This is a genomic window from Rathayibacter sp. AY1H2 (assembly GCF_002931985.1).
In the GTDB taxonomy this organism is placed as follows: domain Bacteria; phylum Actinomycetota; class Actinomycetes; order Actinomycetales; family Microbacteriaceae; genus Rathayibacter.
In genome coordinates, this window is record NZ_PSUV01000010.1 from 22710 (window position 1) to 35886 (window position 13177).

Genomic DNA, 13177 nt, shown 5'->3' on the forward strand with positions numbered 1-13177 from the left:
CGCCGGGACCCGGCGCCTCGAGGATCGGAGTCTTCGAGATGACATCTGCGCGACGTTTGAAACGAGTACGAGTGCAACGTCAACGACGAAGAGCACAGCTCAGCGTCCGGGTTCGGATCGCTCGATTTGGCGGCCCTGCCCGCGTCCTCCGCGCGTCGACGGGACCCGTGTCCGCGCTGCGAGGTCTTCTCCACGAGCGGGAGTCGCGAAGGAGGCGTCCACGGTCATCCGCGCGATGATCTGCTCCAGCGGAACGTTCTGGGCCTGCATCGCGTTCGCGGTGTGAGCCCGGCGCTCCGCGCTGTCGTACGCGAGTTCCCCTTCGGAGCGGGCCGCGGCTGCACGTCCCTCGTCCGTCGCCGCAGGAACGCTCTGGCCACCGTTGTCGTCACGGTAGAGGGCGACCTGGGATCGAGCGTCTTCGGCCAAAGTGCGCAGCTCCTCTCGACTCTGGGTGGGCGTGCCGCCGGCATCCGCGTCGCGGTCGTACTGGGCGGCCTGCTGCTCGAGCTCGTCCGCGCGATGTGCGGGGTCGATCGGGATCTCGGTCGGTGTGACCTGAGCGGATGCGTCGTTGGCGCGGTCAAGGCGGTCTGCCTCCGCGATCATCACCTGAGCCTCGGTCACGTCCCGCTGAGACTGTGCCCGCTCAGAGTCTCCGGCGTCGACGGCCGGGCCGCCGGCCTGGTCCGTGCGCCACTCCTGCACGAGAGCTGCGCGGGCGGCTTCGGCCACGGCAGGGTCCGCGGGCTGCACCCGTCCGTCGTCATCGAAGGCGACGGCCGTCTCGACGCGGTAGTCCTGGTAGCCGACCGGATCGTTGGCGCGCTTCCACTCCTCCGCGAGGCTCAGGTGCATCGCAGGGATGTCTCCTGCGACCGCCGCGCGGTAGTCCGCGATGAGCGCCCGCTCGGCCGCCGGGTTGGGCTCGCGGGTGTCGCCGACAGGCATCGTGAGACTGTCCTCGTCGTGGCGGTGGTACCCCTCGGGCGCCGCGGTGGTGGCCCACTGCTTCGCGAGGTCCAGCTCGGTTGGGGTGTCGCGGGCGTTGCCCTGCAGCGTGGCGACGTCGACGCCGTAGCGCTCCTTCGCCTCTGACGCGATCAGTGCGCTGGCGGACGCGATCTGCGGGTCCGCGTCCTTCCACGCGGCCGCCGTCTCTGCGACGCGGGCGACGTCGCGCACGCTCGCCTGATCCCACCACTGGGGATCGTTGACGACCGATACTGCCTGTCGCGCGGATGCCCGTTCTCCCTCGTAGCGGGTCGCGAGCTCGCGCGGCTCGATCGCACTGCGCTGCTGCGCTTCGCGCATCGCTTCCTGGTACGCGCGGGCCAGCTTCTCGCCGAGCTGGATCGCGATGGTGAGCGCGATCCGTGCGGACGAGTTGATGGACTCCTCCACGCCTCCGTCGTCGTCAGCCATAGTGATGCCACCCCTTCACTGGTGTCGGTCTAGCGGTCGTGTCCGTCGCGCTCGCGCGGCTCGGTGCCGCGCTGCGGGGCAGCGGTCGAGGTGACGGTCGGCTCCGCCTTCGTGAGCTTCGTCGGGACGGGAGTTCCGGTCGAGAAGCTCGCCTGTACCGTCTCGCGCGCGCGGCGGGTGTCCTCGGGCAGGGCGTCCCAGGCGTTCTTCTGGATCTGCGCGCTGTAGCCCTCGTGGACTGTCTTCAGTTGGTTCCGGATCGTCCCGGCGAGCTCGCGCGTGCGGCGGGCATCGCCGGCGGCCTTGTGGGCGTCCATGATCGCGCGCGTGGTGCGCACGATCTGGCGCAGCAGCATGGCCTCCTCGGCGGCCTTGCTCCGCTTCCCGGCGGTCGCGAGGATCAGCATCGTCGTGCCGGCCATCGACGGCATCCCCGCCGGCCGCGGCGTCGACTCGTGCGCACGCAGATGCGCGGAGCGGGCGAGGGTCCGCGATGCTTCGGCCAGCGGCCCGGGCGTCGGCTCGAGTCGCCGCGACCACGCGGCGTAGGCGCCTGATGCTTCGCGGGCTGCATGCGCCCAGGTGGCGCGATCCACTCGACTCAAATAGTCGTGTAGACGACTCACGTCCTACGCGTGGGCGGAGTGGAGGTCGCTGGAGAGTTCGGTCGCTTCGCGGCCGGGTGCGACGGGCTCGTAGCGCCACGGGTTCTTCGCTGTCGCGCGCCACTCGTCGACCGCTGTCTGCGCGGACTGTGGTGCGTCCGGCCAACCTTTCCGCAGCTCCGGGAGAGTGAGGTCTCGGGCGAGCTTCCCGCCGCCGTGCCACACCACGGGCGTGCCCTTCTAGGGACGCAAGGCGACCGAGTAGCCGGCGACGACGTCGTCGCGGCCTGCCGCGTAGCGAGGGCGGATGAGCACGCCGGCCTGGCGCATGCGGCGTACGAACTCCGCCTCGTCCGCGGATGCTGATGCCGACGATCGGACCGCGCGCTCGAGCCGGTGAGCGTCGACCTCGACGGCGCCGCGGCGTTGCGCGGACTCGCGCGCGGCCGGCTGCACGCCGCGCTCCCCCAGCTCACGCTCGGGCGCGTGCAACGGCTCGAGCCCGTACTCCTTCTCCAGCTGACGGCTGACCGTCTACGAGAGCGCCTTGTCATACGCGACGTGCGCCTTCGTCCTGTCGGCGCGCACCGCGGAGACAGCGATGTGGATGTGGTCGTTGCCGTTCTTCGACAGCCCGTGCCGCACGGCGATCCACCGGCAGTCCGCCTTCGCGGAGGACTCGCCGGCGGACCACATCCGGTCCACGAAATCGGTCGCGATCCGTCCCCACTGCTCATCGGTGAGCTGCCCCTCCTCCGCACGCAGTGAGAGGGAGCAGTGCCAGACGTCAGCGGCGACGCGCTTGCTGCCGATCTACTCGCCGGAGTCCTTGTCGAACACCTTCTCGTGGCGGGTCACCTCGACGCCGAAGAAGTTCTTGTACTCGTTCAACTCTGCCGCGATCGCGGCGGCCTCGGCTTGGTCGAGGACGCTCTCACCGTGCATCGCCATGATCGCCGGGTTCCCCGCGATCAAGTGCTGCTCGGTGTGCTCGTTCGCGCGCCCCTCGCCCGCGAGGTAGCGCACGAGACCGCCCATGTCCCCGCCGTACGTGACGTTGGGGATCACTGGTCGGCGAGTCGTCGCAGCGTCTCATTCACCCGCGGCACAGCGCCCGGTACTCCGCCGCCACTTACGCTGCTTCCTCAGGGAAGCGGCCCTCGGCGTTAGCGAAGGATCATCGACTCGATCAGCGCCGCACTCACCCCCGAGGGACTCCTCGAACTCAACACCCGCAGCGTCGAGGAGCAGGCATCCCCCGCCACCATCCCCCGCGACCGGCTCACCGAGACCCCACTCGACGAGGAGCGGCCTCGAGCCCCTCGGCGTCCAGGGTCGTCAGCGTCCGACTTCAGCCTCGGGCCGCTAGGCGACGTCCGCGGAAGGCGACGATCCGGCCGTGCAGGAGGAGCAGCCGCGGCGCGACCTGGTAGACGGCGAGCGGCACCACGACGGCGGTCAGGACGAAGGCCCGCAGAACAGGAGGCCACTCGTCCGCGACGAGGGCCGGCACTGTCATCCCGATGGTGACCAGAGGAGAGATCGCCAGCCAGGTCACCACCGCCCCGACGTGCACGCTCGCGACAGGTGAGGTCCGGTGATGTACAACGGTCTCGTCGGCGGCGAGTGCTCTGCCGTCTTGCTCCATTGTGTCCTCCGACCGGTCTTCCGGACACGGACCTCGTGACACTCGGCGCCGGCTCAGCCCGGCTGATGCACGTGGATGTCGCTGCTCGACGTCACGCCGTTGAACTCGAGATACAGCTGCCCCTCGACGACCGACACGGTCAGCGTGTTGCGGCGCTCGAGTACCGCGACCGCGGCATCCAGGAACCCCTGGTCGAAGCTCTGCACGGTGATCTGCTCGAGCTGGTGGACGCGCTTGCCGGACCACGCCGCGATCACCTTCTCCGGGTTGCGATGCGTGTAGACCGTCGTGCGGTCGGCCAGTCTGCTCCCGAAGTGCAGTCGCTCGGCATCCGGCGCGCCCACCTCGATCCACGTGGTCAGCCTGCCGGTGAGATCGCGGACCAGCACCGCCGGCTCGGTCGCCGTCGACGAGATCCCCTCGCTGAAGGTGATCCCCTCCACGTATTCGAGGCAGTACGCGAGCACGCGCGTCATCATGTACGCGTCGGTCTCGGAGGGGTGCCGAGCGGCCCGCAGCGTGATGTCCTCGTAGACGCCGCGGTCCACATCAGCCAGCTGTATCGCGAAGTTGTACATCACTGCGCCGGCTGCCACGTGTGCGAGCTTATGTCCTCTCGCTCATCGAGGAGCGCGAGGCTTCTCCGGCGCCGGTGGGGGCATCGTGTCCGCGCGCCTCCAAGCAGGAACGGCCCGGCAGGAGGCGTCCACTCCGTCGCGAGCGTCTCACCCCGGGCGACGTCGGCGCGCATGCGCAGGTCGATGACGACGCGAGCCGACCGCTCGGCTCGCCGGGAGGCCCCGACCGGGCGACCGGACCACTCCGTTCATCCGCCTCGGGAATTTCCCGCCACCCTCTCGCCTTCTTCTACCTGCATGCAATATATTGCATGCAGTCGTCCGACCACCTCATCCCGAAGGAGCAGCCATGTCCACGTCCGCGTTCACCCCTGAGGGCGACCGGGCCACCGTCGTCCTCGTCCACGGCGCGTTCGCCGAGTCGTCCAGCTGGAACGGAGTCGCCTCCCGGCTCCTCGCCGAGGGCCTGCCCGTCCTCGCGGTCGCCAACCCCCTCCGCGGGCTCGCCCCCGACGCCGAGTACCTCCGCAGCGTCCTCGACGGGATCGACGGACCCGTCGTCGTCGCCGGCCACTCCTACGGGGGCTCCGTCGCGAGCGAGGCGGCGGAGGGCGCGGCGAACGTCCGGGCGCTCGTCTACGTCGCCAGCTTCCTCCTGGAGCCGGGCGAGAGCACCGGGGAGCTGGCCGGGAGGTTCCCGGGCGGCGAGCTCGGCCCCGCCCTGACCCCCGTCCTCTTCGCGTCCGGCGGGTTCTCCGGCGACGACCTCTACATCCAGCAGGACCGGTTCCGCGAGGTCTTCGCGGCCGACGTCGACGAGCCCACCGCCGCTCTGATGGCCGCGACCCAGCGGCCGATCGCGGCCGCCGCGCTCGAGGACTCGGCCACTGCGGCCGGGTGGAGGAGCATCCCCTCCTGGACCCTGATCACGCGTCAGGACCTCGCCGTCCCCGCCGAGTCGCAGCGGTTCATGGCCGAGCGCGCCCGCTCCACCGCGGTCGAGATCGACGCGTCGCACGCCGTGACGGTCTCGGAGCCGGACGCGGTCGCGCAGCTGATCCTCGACGCGGTGCGGGCGACGCGGTGACGGGGCGGGCGGGCCGAGGGGCCGCCTCCGGCCGCCGGACCCGGGCTGCCGCGGTCGTCCTCTCGTCCGCGCTGCTGCTCGTCGGCTGCGCGGGCGCGGCGGATCCCGGCCCCGGCGTCGAGGACGCCGCCGAGGCCGCCGCGGGCGGATCGTTCGCCCTCGCGGAGGTGGACGGCGTCGACGGCTCGGACTTCCTCGTCGTCTGCCCCTACGAGTCGCCGGAGTCGGTCGAGGAGCGGACCGGGATCTCCTGGTCCGGGCCCGACCGGTCCGAGGACGAGGGGATGCAGACGCTGGTCGCGCTCGACGGCGGCGAGGTCGTGACGACGAGCGGACTGGACCGGGACCGCGCCGACTTCTGCTCGGGCGACCGGTGGGAGCCGCTCCCGCTCGACACCCGGCTCGCGGTGAGCGGAGCGGGCGCGGTGTCGGTGGAGTGGCGCCGGTGGCGGCGGTCGAGTGGCATATGCAATATATCGCGCGGTGCTATCGTCGCCGTATGCCCATCCCGAAGACGACCGCCGTCACCCCCCGGTCCCTCCTCCGCGACGACGTCTACCGCGCCCTGCGCGACGCGATCGTCGACGGGACCTTCGAGCCGGGGGAGCGCCTCCGCGACCAGGAGCTCGAGGCCTGGCTCGGAGTCAGCCGGACGCCGATCCGGGAGGCGCTGCTCCGGCTGGCCCGCGTCGGCCTCGTCTCGGCCAAGCCCGGCCGGGCGACGATCGTGACCCCCGCCACGGCCGAGAGCATCAGCGACGCCCAGCAGATCGCCGCCGCCATGCACGAGCTCGCCACGCGCCTCGCCGGCCCGGCCGTCACTCCGGAGGCGCTCGCCGCGATGGAGTCGGCGAACGACGACTTCGCGCGGGCGCTGGCGGAGGGCGACGTCGAGCTGGCGCTGCGCTCCGACGACGCGTTCCACGCGGTGCTCACCGGGCTCAGTGGCAACGGGATGATCGAGGACGTGCTCGAGCAGGCCACTCCGCTCATCCGCCGTGCCGAGCGCCAGCGCTTCGCCTCCCTCGCGGCCCGCGGATCCGTGGAGCAGCACCGCGCGATCGTGGAGTCCCTCCGCGCGGGCGACACGGACGGCGCCGCCCGTCTCAGCCGGGAGAACTGGATGACGCTCGACCGCCACCTGCACGAGGCCTGACGCGCTGCTCCTCCGCGGGGAGGAGTCCGCGCTCGGTCATGCGCGAGGCCGACGCGATCGCATCCGCGACGAACCGCTCGGTCAGGTCGGCATGCCCTCGCCCGCGCGCTCCGCATCCGTCCCGAGAGCTGAGCGCCGCCCTCCCCGCGCCTCCGCCGCCGGGATGCGGGTCGAGGCGGGTGCCGGGCGCGGCGCGGAACGACGGACGGCCGACGCGCGGGCGGCCGGAGCGCTCTGGAACACTCGAGCGAGGGGCGGGGGCTCCGGAGCGGGGGAGCCGTGGCGTCACGCTTCGTCGAGCTCGACGGTCTGCGCGGCCTCGCCGCCCTCGGCGTGGTCGTCTACCACTTCACCACCGCGTTCTCGCTCGATCATCCCGATGCACCGCCGGGATCCTTCGCGCTCCCGTTCGGCGAGTTCGGCGTCCAGCTCTTCTTCGTCATCAGCGGCTTCGTGATCCTGATGTCCGCGGACCGCGCGCGGCGGCCGTCGGACTTCGCGATCTCCCGCGTCAGCCGCCTCTACCCGGCCTATTGGATCGCGGTGGTCGTCTCGATCGTCGTCGGCGCTCTCGCCCGCGTCCCCGGCACCGACCTCACGCCGCTGGAGCTGCTGCTCAACTTCACCATGGTGCAGCGGTTGCTGCTGGTACCCAACGTGAACGGCGCGTTCTGGACGTTGGCCGTCGAGATGCAGTTCTACCTGCTGGTGCTGCTCGTGCTCGTCCTCACGAAGTGCCGGTTCACGGATCGGCTGGTCCGCGTGCTGGTGGTCGTCTGGCTCGGCGTCGCCGCGACCGCCTCCGTCGCCGCCCACCTCGTCTCGGGAGGCGTCGACGTCGTCTCGGCGCCGGTCGCCGTCCGGGTCCTGGCGAACCTGACGCTGGCCGAGTACGGACCCCTCTTCTGCGTCGGAATGCTGCTGTTCCTCTCGCGACGGCAGGGGCGCTTCGAGCTCCTCGCCGTGCCGGCGGCTCTGATCGCGGCCCTGAACGCCCAGCTCCTCCACGGCGGGCCGGACGGAGCGGTCGTCCTCGGCGTCTGCGCGGCCGTCACGGTCGTCGCGGTGCGGCGCCGGACCGCCGTGCTGCGATGGGCGCCGCTGCTCTGGCTCGGGCGGATCAGCTACTCGCTCTACATCCTCCATCTGGTCGTGGGCAGCGCGATCATCAGCGCGCTCTGGCCGCTGATCGGCCGCGACGGAGCCGGACTCGTCGCCTTCGGCGTCGTCCTCCTGCTGTCCTGGGGCCTCAACGCGGTCGTCGAGGAGCGGTGGAGCCCCGCCTGGCGCCGCGCCCTCACCCGTCGGCGCGACCGCCGGTTCCCGGCGGGGACGGCGACCGCGGCCTGACGCGGTTGTGCACTCCGCTGGCCGCTCAGCGAGTACGCCGCCGAGGCCTGTGGACGCCGGTGGCCGCGAAACGCATCTCCGCTCGACGTTCCCTGCACCTTGGCTGAGCCACCGGGACGTCCGGGCCCCGGGCCACGTCTTCATCATGTGCCACGGATCGTGAGCACCGCGGCCCCGGCCACGACCTCTGACCATCTGGAGAAGATCATGACCAACGTCACCCCCACCAGCCTCGCCAACGCCTCCTCGGCCAAGCACGGCACCGCCACCTCGGCCGGCAAGAACACGATCGCCGACGGCGTCGTCGAGAAGGTCGCCGGCATCGCGGCCCGCGAGGTCCCCGGCGTGCACGACCTGGGCAACGGCGCCGCCCGCGCCATCGGCGCCATCCGCAACGCGATCAACGCGCAGGACCGCGGCCAGGGCATCTCCGTCGAGGTCGGCGAGAAGCAGGTCGCCGCCGACATCACCGTCGTCGCCGAGTACCCCGTCGCGCTGCAGAAGCTCGCCGACAGCATCCGCTCCGCCGTCTCCGAGGCCATCTCCTCGGTCGTCGGCATGGAGGTCGCCGAGGTGAACGTCACCATCTCCGACGTCTTCATCCCCTCGGACGACAAGGACGACGAGACCGAGAGCCGCGTCAAGTGACTCCGTCCCACATCGGCCTGGTCCTCGGCGCGGTCCTCGCGCTGACCGCCCTCGTCTTCGGCTTCTGGGCGCTCCTCTGGGTCGCCCTCGCCATGGCGATCGGCTACGGCGTCGGGCGGGTCGTCGAGGGCAAGCTCGACCTTCGCTCCCTCGGCGACACCCTCCGCGGGCGGCGGTCCTCGTGACCGCGGCGGTGATGGCCGACGAGGCCAGCCACGGCCGCACGACGATCAGCTCGCGCGCCGTGCGCCGAGTCGTGTCGGCCGTCACCGCGGAGGCGCTGGACGTGAACTCGTCCGACGTGTCCGTCGAGCTCGACGACGAGGGAGGACGCCTCCACGTCGTCGCGCACGCCCCCATCCACGTCACGCCCCTGGGCGAGACGGGCCGCCGCTCCTCCGGGACGCTGCTGGACCGACTCAGCCGGGCGCAGACGACCATCCGCTCGCGCTGCCTCGAACTGACGGGCTCCACGATCGGCCGGGTCGACCTCCGGATCACCGGTGCCGACCTCCGAGAACGAAGGAGGGTGTCGTGACGACTCCCACCACTGCCGGCCGGGCGCTCTACCCGCGCCTGGTGCGGCGCGAGACGCACTCGTCCCGCTCCGGATCGGCGATCGTCCTCGCCGTCCTGCTCATCCTCCTGTTCGCGTGGCTGGGCACGGAGGCGGTCCTCGCCGTCCTCGGCCAGCCCGCGCTGCTCGTGGCCCCGCAGGACGGAGCGTCCTCGCTGCTCAACGCGGCCGCGGCGCCCATCGCGCTGACCGCCGCCGCCGGCGCCGTGCTCGCGCTGATCGGGCTCGTCCTGATCGTCGTGTCGCTCAAGCCCGGCCGTCGCGGCCGTCGCGCCGTCAGCACCGACCGCACCGCGGCGATCGTCGACGACCGCGTCATCGCGCAGGCCGTCGCCCGCACCGCCGGCTACGCCGGTGACGTCGACCCGGACAACGTGTCGGTGTCGGTCGGATCCCGCGTCGTCGACGTGACGGTCTCCCGCACCTCCGGCCGCAGCGTCGACGTCACGCCGATCCGCGAGGCCGTCGACGCCGAGCTCGCCACGTTCGACTGCACCCCGCGCCTGCGCTCCAAGGTGCGCCTGTCCGAGAAGGGAACGGTCCGCTGATGACCACCACGAACCGATTCCTCAACCGGCTGCTCCTGTTCGTCGTGGGCCTCGTCCTCCTCCTCGCCGGCGGCGCCGTCGCGGTGGGGTCGCTGCTCCCGCAGGTGCAGGAGAACGTGTCCACCGCTGCGCAGGACGCGGCCGACCCCACGAGCCAGGCCCTCTCGGGCGGCACCCCGTGGATCCTCTGGGTCATCGCGGTCGTCGCGCTCGTCCTCATCCTGCTGCTGGTGCGCTTCATCGTGCGCCAGGGCCGCGGCCGCACCTCCACGCTGCTGCGCGTCGGCTCCGGAGAGGGAGCGGGGACGCCCACCGGCGGCTCCGTCACCATCGACGCGAAGGTCGCCGAGCAGGTCCTCGAGGAGGCCCTGTCGCAGGAGCCGTCCATCGTCGCGGTCGACGTGACCGCGTTCGAGATCAAGCACCAGAAGGTGCTGCGCGTCACCGCGCACACCCGCCGCGGCGCCTCGCCCGCCCGCACCCGGCAGACGGTCGACCAGGCCGTCCGCCAGTGGGACGCCCTCCTCGGCGAGGAGACGCCCGTCGTCATCCAGATCGTCAGCGGTCTGCGGACGAAGATGAGCGGCACCGCCCGCGTGCAGTAGCCGCCGGCACCACCGTCCGGCCCTCCCGATCGGGAGGGCCGGAGAGCCCCGCTCAGGCGGGATGGAAGTCTTTCTGAAGGAGCACCCCATGTCCGATCCGATGGAGCCCGGCACCGTCGAGCGCATCCGCACCGATGAGCAGCCGACCCCGAACGAGCAGAGCCGGCGCGAGTCCGCCCGCCGCGACGGGAAGCCGTCCGAGCCCGAGTCGTCCGAGAGCCGGGTCGCGACCGCCGCCGGCGAGAGCGCCCAGCGCGTGTCCGGCGTCCACCACCTCGGCGGAGCCGTCGCCCGCGGCCTCGACCGCGCCTCCCGCCGCGTGCTGGGCACCAGCACCGTCCCCGGAGTCACGGTTTCGAAGGCCGACGGCGTCACCACCGTCGACATCGACCTCGTCGTCGAGTACCCCCACCCCGTCCGCGAGGTCCTGGACGCCGTGCGCGATCAGGTGCAGCGCGTGGCGGAGCCGGTCGCCGGCGGCCACGTCGTCGTCAACGTCGAGGCGACCGACGTCCACGGCCCGTTCGACCCGATCGAGAAGCCGGAGGAGGACGAGGAGCCGCTCGTCGACACCGCCAAGCGCGCCGTGTCCGACGCCCGCGACTCCGCCGTGGAGGCCGCCGGGAACGCCCGCGACGCCGTCTCCGGTGCCGTCGACTCCGCCCGCGGACGCCTGGCGGACGCCGCCGACGACGCCGCGGACGCGATGGACCGTGCGGCCGACGAGCGCGACGAGCGCGACGAGCGCGCAGCCGCCCAGAAGACGGCCGACGACGAGCGCGCCGCCGAGCGCGACGAGGACGACCCCCGCGTCGAGACGCACGCGGCCCCGGCCGTCGTCGAGACCGCGGAGTTCGTGGTCCGCGTCCAGGTCGAGCCGGTCGACGACGACGGCGACCCCCGCACCGCGACCGTCGAGGTCGCTCCTGCGGAGGAGTCCGAGCACGTCGAGCGCGACGAGGCCGCGGCCGATCGCGACGCCGCGTCCGACGACGCCCACGCCCACCGCTCCGAGGACGACCGCGCGTCGTCCGCCGCCGGTCGGGAGTAGTCCCGTGCGCACCCGCTCGTACGGCGCGCGACGCAAGCCGCGCGCGGCCTGGATCGCGCTCGGCACGGGCGTCGTGCTCTCGTTCGTGGTCGTCGTCGCCGTGCTGCTGCCCGTCCTCGGGCTGATCGGCGCGGCGGACGGCACCACGGCCGGGGCGCTCGACGTCCCGGTCGGCGCGATCGTCCTCTCGATCGTCCTCAGCTACGCGGTCGGCCTGGCCTGCCTCGCGGTCGCGTTCCTCTCCCGCAACGCGGCCCTCGCCTGGGTCGCCGCAGTGGCCGCCGTCATCGCGACGCTCATCGGCTCGATCTGGCCGCTCGTCGCGACCGGATTCGCCAGCGTCGACCAGGCGAAGGACGTCATCCCCTTCATCCAGGACCTGATCGCCCGGGTCCGGGGGTAGCGTCGGGGCGATGAGCTCCGACTACCTCCGCGCCTACGACGACCAGCTCCGCTCCGACGCCGAGACCCCGAGCGCCGTCTCCGTGACGCGCGAAGGGCCTCTGCGTCTGGTGACCTTCGCCGGCGGACGCGGCTTCGTCACCTACCGCGACCTCGCCGGCGCCTCCTCCGCGGAGATCGCCCGCCTGGTCGCCGCGGCCTGCGCGCACTTCGACGCCGATCCCGGCATCACCCGCGTCGAGTGGAAGACCCGCGGCCACGACGAGGCCCCCGGCCTGCACGACGCGCTCGTCGCGAACGGCTTCGCGCCGGACGAGGCCGAGTCGATCATGATCGGCCCGGTCGAGGCGCTGCTCTCGGACCGGCCGGTCCCGGAGGGGGTCGTGCTGCGGCGCGTCATCGACGAGCCGGACGTCCGCGCGTTCAGCGCCATGATCGACGCCGCCTTCGAGGAGGAGGTCGACGTGTCGATCGCCGATTCGCTCGTCGCCCGCCTGGCGCGCGGCGACGGCATGGAGCTGTGGGTCGCCGAGGTCGACGGGCGGATGGCGTCCGGCGGCCGGCTCGAGCCCGTCCCGGGCACCGCCTTCGCCGGCATCTGGGGCGGAGCGACGCTGCCGGACTACCGCGGACGCGGGCTCTACGGCCTGGTCACGGCCGCCCGCGCCGCCTCCGCCCAGGCACTCGGGAAGACCCTCGTGCACAGCGACTCGACCGAGTACTCGCGGCCCATCCTGGAGCGCGCGGGCCTGGTCCGGGTGTCGACGACGACTCCGTACCGTCGACGTCGTCCGTAGTCCGCGCTCCGTGGGTTCGCGGGGATCCCGAGACGCGCGCTGAGCGCGCTACTCGATCAGCACGGCGGGGACCCTTGCTGGTCGAGTAGCGGCGCAACGGCGGATCGAGACCCGCCCCTTAGAGCGTGGGGGATCTCGATACGCGCGCTACTCGATCAGCGTGGAGGCCGGGTGAGACCCGCCCGATCGTGCGCGCGCTGCTCCGATCAGCTCGGGGACGTGATCTCGAGCGCGATGTTGTCGGGGTCGCGGAACTCGAGGAGGCTCATGCCGCCGGCGTCCTTGATCGGCTCGTGGGCGATGCCGAGGTCGTCGAGCACGGCCGCGGCCGCCTTCAGCGCGTCGAGGTCGGGGACGGTGAAGCTGACGTGGTCGAGCCCGACCCGGTCCTCGTCGAAGCGGTCGTCGCCGGGCGCGACGGGGCGCAGGCCGAGCAGTCCGCCCGGGAACTGGTAGATCACGCCGCCGAACACGAACGCCAGCTGCTCCTTCTCCTCCGGCGACGCGTCGGCCGGCGGCGCCTCGAAGGCGACGTCGAAGCCGAAGACGGAGTCGTAGAAGGGGCGCGAGACGGCGATGTCGCGGACGGTGAGTCGGACGTGGTTGTAGTCGACAGCGGGGATCGGCACAGGGGTTCCTCTCGGCGGGGCGGGCGGAGTGCCCGTCTCCAGTTGTTCGGAGGCGGCGGGCCGCCGGTTCG

20 protein-coding genes are annotated in these 13177 nt (G+C 72.3%); 11 read left to right on the top strand and 9 right to left on the bottom strand.

Translation table 11 applies throughout. The features are described 5' to 3' along the window. Window positions 1–99 precede the first annotated feature (99 nt). The 7 genes from C5C29_RS08795 to C5C29_RS08820 form a co-directional block, all read right to left on the bottom strand. Complete coding sequence (locus C5C29_RS08795) at window positions 100–1425, bottom strand: hypothetical protein (RefSeq protein ID WP_146083474.1); 1326 nt, start codon at window positions 1423–1425, stop codon at window positions 100–102. 29 nt (window positions 1426–1454) lie between these two features. Further along, window positions 1455–1847, bottom strand: a complete 393-nt coding sequence (locus C5C29_RS08800; RefSeq protein ID WP_219813778.1) for a hypothetical protein — start codon at window positions 1845–1847, stop codon at window positions 1455–1457. 423 nt (window positions 1848–2270) lie between these two features. Then, window positions 2271–2486: a hypothetical protein gene (locus C5C29_RS08805; protein WP_146083476.1), complete on the bottom strand. Its 216-nt coding sequence runs from the start codon at window positions 2484–2486 to the stop codon at window positions 2271–2273. A 78-nt stretch (window positions 2487–2564) separates the two neighbouring features. Continuing rightward, window positions 2565–2843 carry a relaxase/mobilization nuclease domain-containing protein gene (locus C5C29_RS17665; RefSeq protein ID WP_374953992.1) on the bottom strand — a complete coding sequence of 93 codons (279 nt, stop codon included), beginning with the start codon at window positions 2841–2843 and terminating at the stop codon, window positions 2565–2567. Further along, window positions 2844–3068, bottom strand: coding sequence for a hypothetical protein (locus C5C29_RS08810; RefSeq protein ID WP_146083477.1), 225 nt, complete (start codon window positions 3066–3068; stop codon window positions 2844–2846). 313 nt (window positions 3069–3381) lie between these two features. After that, window positions 3382–3678 carry a hypothetical protein gene (locus C5C29_RS17455; protein WP_104308269.1) on the bottom strand — a complete coding sequence of 99 codons (297 nt, stop codon included), beginning with the start codon at window positions 3676–3678 and terminating at the stop codon, window positions 3382–3384. Between the two features lie 53 nt (window positions 3679–3731). Next, entirely contained in the window at window positions 3732–4274 is a 543-nt protein-coding gene (locus tag C5C29_RS08820) for a YaeQ family protein (protein WP_104266521.1), read from the bottom strand. Between the two features lie 331 nt (window positions 4275–4605). Here C5C29_RS08820 and C5C29_RS08825 point away from each other — a divergent pair, with 331 nt between their 5' ends. Beyond that, window positions 4606–5343 carry an alpha/beta fold hydrolase gene (locus C5C29_RS08825; protein ID WP_104308270.1) on the top strand — a complete coding sequence of 246 codons (738 nt, stop codon included), beginning with the start codon at window positions 4606–4608 and terminating at the stop codon, window positions 5341–5343. A gap of 208 nt (window positions 5344–5551) precedes the next feature. Here the strand turns inward: C5C29_RS08825 and C5C29_RS08830 are convergent, their stop codons facing one another. Further along, a complete protein-coding gene (locus C5C29_RS08830; protein WP_104308271.1) occupies window positions 5552–5809 on the bottom strand; it encodes a hypothetical protein in 258 nt (85 codons plus the stop codon). Between the two features lie 33 nt (window positions 5810–5842). Between C5C29_RS08830 and C5C29_RS08835 the strand changes: the two genes are divergently transcribed. The 10 genes from C5C29_RS08835 to C5C29_RS08880 all read left to right on the top strand — a co-directional run bounded on the left by C5C29_RS08835 (window position 5843) and on the right by C5C29_RS08880 (window position 12477). Beyond that, window positions 5843–6499 (top strand): GntR family transcriptional regulator, encoded by a 657-nt coding sequence (locus tag C5C29_RS08835; protein ID WP_104308272.1) that lies wholly within the window; start codon window positions 5843–5845, stop codon window positions 6497–6499. A gap of 279 nt (window positions 6500–6778) precedes the next feature. Further along, on the top strand, window positions 6779–7849 hold the full coding sequence (locus tag C5C29_RS08840; RefSeq protein ID WP_181128803.1) for an acyltransferase: 1071 nt from the start codon (window positions 6779–6781) through the stop codon (window positions 7847–7849). 207 nt (window positions 7850–8056) lie between these two features. Continuing rightward, complete coding sequence (locus tag C5C29_RS08845; RefSeq protein ID WP_104223989.1) at window positions 8057–8497, top strand: Asp23/Gls24 family envelope stress response protein; 441 nt, start codon at window positions 8057–8059, stop codon at window positions 8495–8497. Next, a complete protein-coding gene (locus tag C5C29_RS08850) occupies window positions 8494–8682 on the top strand; it encodes a DUF2273 domain-containing protein (protein ID WP_104223990.1) in 189 nt (62 codons plus the stop codon). Before C5C29_RS08845 ends, C5C29_RS08850 begins: the two co-directional genes overlap by 4 nt. Continuing rightward, the gene (locus C5C29_RS08855) at window positions 8679–9035 is read left to right on the top strand and encodes a hypothetical protein (protein WP_244230558.1); all 357 of its coding nucleotides are present in this window, start codon (window positions 8679–8681) and stop codon (window positions 9033–9035) included. Before C5C29_RS08850 ends, C5C29_RS08855 begins: the two co-directional genes overlap by 4 nt. Further along, window positions 9032–9622: a DUF6286 domain-containing protein gene (locus C5C29_RS08860; protein WP_104269574.1), complete on the top strand. Its 591-nt coding sequence runs from the start codon at window positions 9032–9034 to the stop codon at window positions 9620–9622. The genes C5C29_RS08855 and C5C29_RS08860 overlap by 4 nt, the downstream gene beginning before the upstream one ends. Next, window positions 9622–10227: a hypothetical protein gene (locus C5C29_RS08865; RefSeq protein WP_104238125.1), complete on the top strand. Its 606-nt coding sequence runs from the start codon at window positions 9622–9624 to the stop codon at window positions 10225–10227. The genes C5C29_RS08860 and C5C29_RS08865 overlap by 1 nt, the downstream gene beginning before the upstream one ends. Window positions 10228–10315: 88 nt before the next feature. Then, the gene (locus C5C29_RS08870; protein WP_181128805.1) at window positions 10316–11278 is read left to right on the top strand and encodes an Asp23/Gls24 family envelope stress response protein; all 963 of its coding nucleotides are present in this window, start codon (window positions 10316–10318) and stop codon (window positions 11276–11278) included. Between the two features lie 4 nt (window positions 11279–11282). Beyond that, entirely contained in the window at window positions 11283–11681 is a 399-nt protein-coding gene (locus tag C5C29_RS08875; RefSeq protein ID WP_104223994.1) for a hypothetical protein, read from the top strand. Between the two features lie 10 nt (window positions 11682–11691). Further along, entirely contained in the window at window positions 11692–12477 is a 786-nt protein-coding gene (locus C5C29_RS08880) for a GNAT family N-acetyltransferase (protein WP_104223995.1), read from the top strand. A 206-nt stretch (window positions 12478–12683) separates the two neighbouring features. Here C5C29_RS08880 and C5C29_RS08885 read toward each other — a convergent pair whose 3' ends face one another. After that, complete coding sequence (locus C5C29_RS08885; RefSeq protein WP_104223996.1) at window positions 12684–13106, bottom strand: VOC family protein; 423 nt, start codon at window positions 13104–13106, stop codon at window positions 12684–12686. Window positions 13107–13177: the final 71 nt, after the last annotated feature.

What these genes read in the sequence shown, in the direction of transcription:
- C5C29_RS08795 (WP_146083474.1), bottom strand. Translation starts at nt 1,425, where the DNA reads ATGGCTGACGACGACGGAGGCGTGGAGGAGTCCATCAACTCGTCCGCA.
- C5C29_RS08800 (WP_219813778.1), bottom strand. Translation starts at nt 1,847, where the DNA reads ATGGCCGGCACGACGATGCTGATCCTCGCGACCGCCGGGAAGCGGAGC.
- C5C29_RS08810 (WP_146083477.1), bottom strand. Translation starts at nt 3,068, where the DNA reads ATGGGCGGTCTCGTGCGCTACCTCGCGGGCGAGGGGCGCGCGAACGAG.
- C5C29_RS17455 (WP_104308269.1), bottom strand. Translation starts at nt 3,678, where the DNA reads ATGGAGCAAGACGGCAGAGCACTCGCCGCCGACGAGACCGTTGTACAT.
- C5C29_RS08825 (WP_104308270.1), top strand. Translation starts at nt 4,606, where the DNA reads ATGTCCACGTCCGCGTTCACCCCTGAGGGCGACCGGGCCACCGTCGTC.
- C5C29_RS08830 (WP_104308271.1), bottom strand. Translation starts at nt 5,809, where the DNA reads ATGCCACTCGACCGCCGCCACCGGCGCCACTCCACCGACACCGCGCCC.
- C5C29_RS08835 (WP_104308272.1), top strand. Translation starts at nt 5,843, where the DNA reads ATGCCCATCCCGAAGACGACCGCCGTCACCCCCCGGTCCCTCCTCCGC.
- C5C29_RS08845 (WP_104223989.1), top strand. Translation starts at nt 8,057, where the DNA reads ATGACCAACGTCACCCCCACCAGCCTCGCCAACGCCTCCTCGGCCAAG.
- C5C29_RS08865 (WP_104238125.1), top strand. Translation starts at nt 9,622, where the DNA reads ATGACCACCACGAACCGATTCCTCAACCGGCTGCTCCTGTTCGTCGTG.
- C5C29_RS08870 (WP_181128805.1), top strand. Translation starts at nt 10,316, where the DNA reads ATGTCCGATCCGATGGAGCCCGGCACCGTCGAGCGCATCCGCACCGAT.
- C5C29_RS08880 (WP_104223995.1), top strand. Translation starts at nt 11,692, where the DNA reads ATGAGCTCCGACTACCTCCGCGCCTACGACGACCAGCTCCGCTCCGAC.